This is a genomic window from Phytoactinopolyspora endophytica (assembly GCF_004138495.1).
GTDB lineage: Bacteria > Actinomycetota > Actinomycetes > Jiangellales > Jiangellaceae > Phytoactinopolyspora > Phytoactinopolyspora endophytica.
In genome coordinates this window covers 73,191-75,918 of record NZ_ML142874.1, presented here as the reverse complement: position 1 = coordinate 75,918, position 2,728 = coordinate 73,191, and the positions used below count along the sequence as shown (strand labels likewise).

2 protein-coding genes are annotated in these 2,728 nt (G+C 62.1%); both read left to right on the top strand.

Annotation, left to right across the window (positions count from 1 at the left end; genetic code table 11):
- Positions 1-126 precede the first annotated feature (126 nt).
- Positions 127-861 carry a DUF5819 family protein gene (locus ELR45_RS31825; protein ID WP_129669862.1) on the top strand — a complete coding sequence of 245 codons (735 nt, stop codon included), beginning with the start codon at positions 127-129 and terminating at the stop codon, positions 859-861.
- 158 nt (positions 862-1,019) lie between these two features.
- Positions 1,020-2,042: an HTTM domain-containing protein gene (locus ELR45_RS31820; protein WP_165368279.1), complete on the top strand. Its 1,023-nt coding sequence runs from the start codon at positions 1,020-1,022 to the stop codon at positions 2,040-2,042.
- Positions 2,043-2,728: the final 686 nt, after the last annotated feature.

The following is a 2,728-nucleotide window of genomic DNA, read 5'->3' as shown; positions in this document are numbered from 1 at the left end:
CGGTTGGTGTGGGCCCACCGGCGTTCGTGATACGAGTACATGGGCAAGGGCGGAAGATACGGGCGCGGGGTGGTTAGGGTCGCCCGGGCGCAGGCCATCGGGCCATGCGAGATGAAGGGGCAGAGCATGCAGCAGACGCAGCCGGTCTGGCTGAAGGCCTTGGCGGCGGTGTTGGGCACGGCGCTGACGGCCCACCTGGCAGCCACAGCTATCTTCGTCGGCCCGGACAACGTCGCCAAGGAGACGTGGGAAGAGCCGCTCGACTCCTACATGGAGCCGTTCTTCCAGCAGAACTGGAGTCTGTTCGCGCCGAATCCCATCGGTACCGAGCGGATTCTGTATGTGCGCGGATGGTACGACGCGGAGCGCGCTACGGAATGGGTGAATGTGAGCGAGCTTGAAACGCAGGCCGCCATCACGCACAATCTCTTTGCCTCGCGGGCCGGCAAAGTGACCATTCAGCTCGCCAGCCGGATAGGCCGCCAGCATGGGAAGCTCAACAGCGATGAGCAGGAAGCGCTCGCCGCGCACTACCACGACGACGCATGGGATCGGTTGGAAGACCGGATGATGGGTCTGGATGGCCACAGCCCGTCGGGGCGAATCTCCTATGTGCTCCGGTACGACCAGACGATCACCGCGTATGCGACACAGTTTGCGTACGCGTGGTGGGGCGCTGATGCAGGGCTCGAGTATGTACAGTTCAAGACCGAGGATCGCAGCGTGACTCCATTCGATGAGCGGCACGTCGATAGGGAACGGAATCCGCGAGTCCGCGAGTTCGGACGACGTCCGATGGTGGAGTTCGACGGGCAAGACCGCGAGGCATTCGCCGCAGCGATCGAGAGGTTTGCGTCATGACTCGCGATGTGGTCGATGCTCAGAAGGCCGCAGCCCCGGCCACGACACCGGACCTGTGGGACAAGCATGTGGGTCGCAAGATGAGGTTCGGCGAACAGTGGCTGCTCGGCGGTCGACGAGCGACGTATGGCTTCGCCGTAGTCCGGATTCTGTTCGGTGTGACCGCGCTCGGGTTCTTGGCCGCGAACTGGCTCAACCGGCACTACCTGTGGGGCGACGCGGGACGCTGGCTAGAACTGATCGACGACAACGGCGGATTCAGTTGGCCGTTCACGATGTTCTCTGGCGGCAGCAGCCAGGTTGAGCTGGACCTCAAGCTTGGTCTGATGGCTGTGGTGCTGGTGCTGTTCGTGCTGGGCTGGCGGACCCGCATCATTGCCCCGATCCTCTTGGTGCTGTGGGCGAGCTTGATTGAGTCTCAACCGATCTACGGTGACCAGAGCGACAACATCTTCCGGATCATGCTGTTCTACATGTGTTTCGCCGATCTCTCGGGGCGATGGTCGCTGGATGCCCGGCGACGGGCGAAGCAGGCGGCGGGTGAATGGCACAGCCCGTTCCGGCTGCCGATCTGGCCCGAGCTGCGTGAGAACGTCACCAAGGTTGCGACGCTTCTGCACAACCTGGCGCTGCTCGCCGTGGCCACCCAGGTGTGCATCATCTATGTCGCATCGGCGATGTACAAGATCCAGGGTGATCTGTGGCAGGACGGAACGGGTATCTACTACCCACTGCAGATCGGCATGTACGCGCCTTGGCCGGCACTGAGCGACCTGCTGACGTCCAATGCGCTGGGGGTCATGCTGGCTACCTACTTCTCGGTGTTCATCCAGCTCTTCTTCCCGCTGATGCTTCTGCGGCGGACCACTCGCGTCCTCGCCTTGCTCGGCGTGACCGCTATGCATGCGGGGATCGGCGTGTTTATGGGGTTGCCGTTCTTCTCACTGTTCATCATGGCGGCCGATGCGGTCTTTATCCGAGATACCACATACGAGGGATTTCAGCGTTGGCTCCGGATGAAACGTGATGAGCGCAAGAGACACGTCATTCCCGACAGTTCGCAAGAGACAGAAAGCGGCCCGGTGAATGATGCACATGTGGCATCAGATGCCACTGGTGATGAGGCTCGGGAAGTGGTCGGCGCGGCGAGCGGAACCAACAGCCGCCCAAATGATGACTGAGTCGACTTTCGGCATGCCGATCGGTTGACTGTCCAGTCCTTCATGAGCTCCGCGACCGGCGTTCGTGGGTGCCCGGCCGATTGTCCGTCCGGCTGCGTCTGATGCCGCCATCGGTGATTCTGCCAGGGCAGGCTTTTTGTCCGGTGGACTGTGACTCGCTGCCGACCACTGGCTGTCCTCGATGTTCGGCGGCCGGCCGGGACGTCGTGGCCGTTTCCACGTCAAGCGTTCGCGGAACCGGGGCTTCAGCCGCGGCCCGACTGTGTCGATGTGTGAGAGCGGGTACGCGACGATGTAAATGTCCGAAATAGCCAACTAAGCGCGCCATATAACGACTTACGTAATTCCTCACGCGGAAGCCCCCGGAAGGTCGGAAATTATGACCAAACGGATGATCGTTTGACCTGCGACAAGCGCACTTCATCCCGATAGTCTCTAGGTCACGTCGCGGTAGAAGTCTGTGTTACACCGGCCGCGACCGCCATTTTGGGTACTGCCTAGGGGAGAAGGCATGACGTTTGAAAGTAAGGGGCGTCGACGGCTGCTCACGAGCGCCGTCGCCGCAGGGGCGGTTACCGCCCTAGCGTCGGCGAATCTGGCGATGCCAGCGTCGGCGGCCGAAGGAGACAGTTCGCGCGCTGAGGCGCGCTTCCTGTCCGGTGAACTTGCCGGCGTGGACCTCGATG

What these genes read in the sequence shown, in the direction of transcription:
- ELR45_RS31825 (WP_129669862.1), top strand. Translation starts at nt 127, where the DNA reads ATGCAGCAGACGCAGCCGGTCTGGCTGAAGGCCTTGGCGGCGGTGTTG.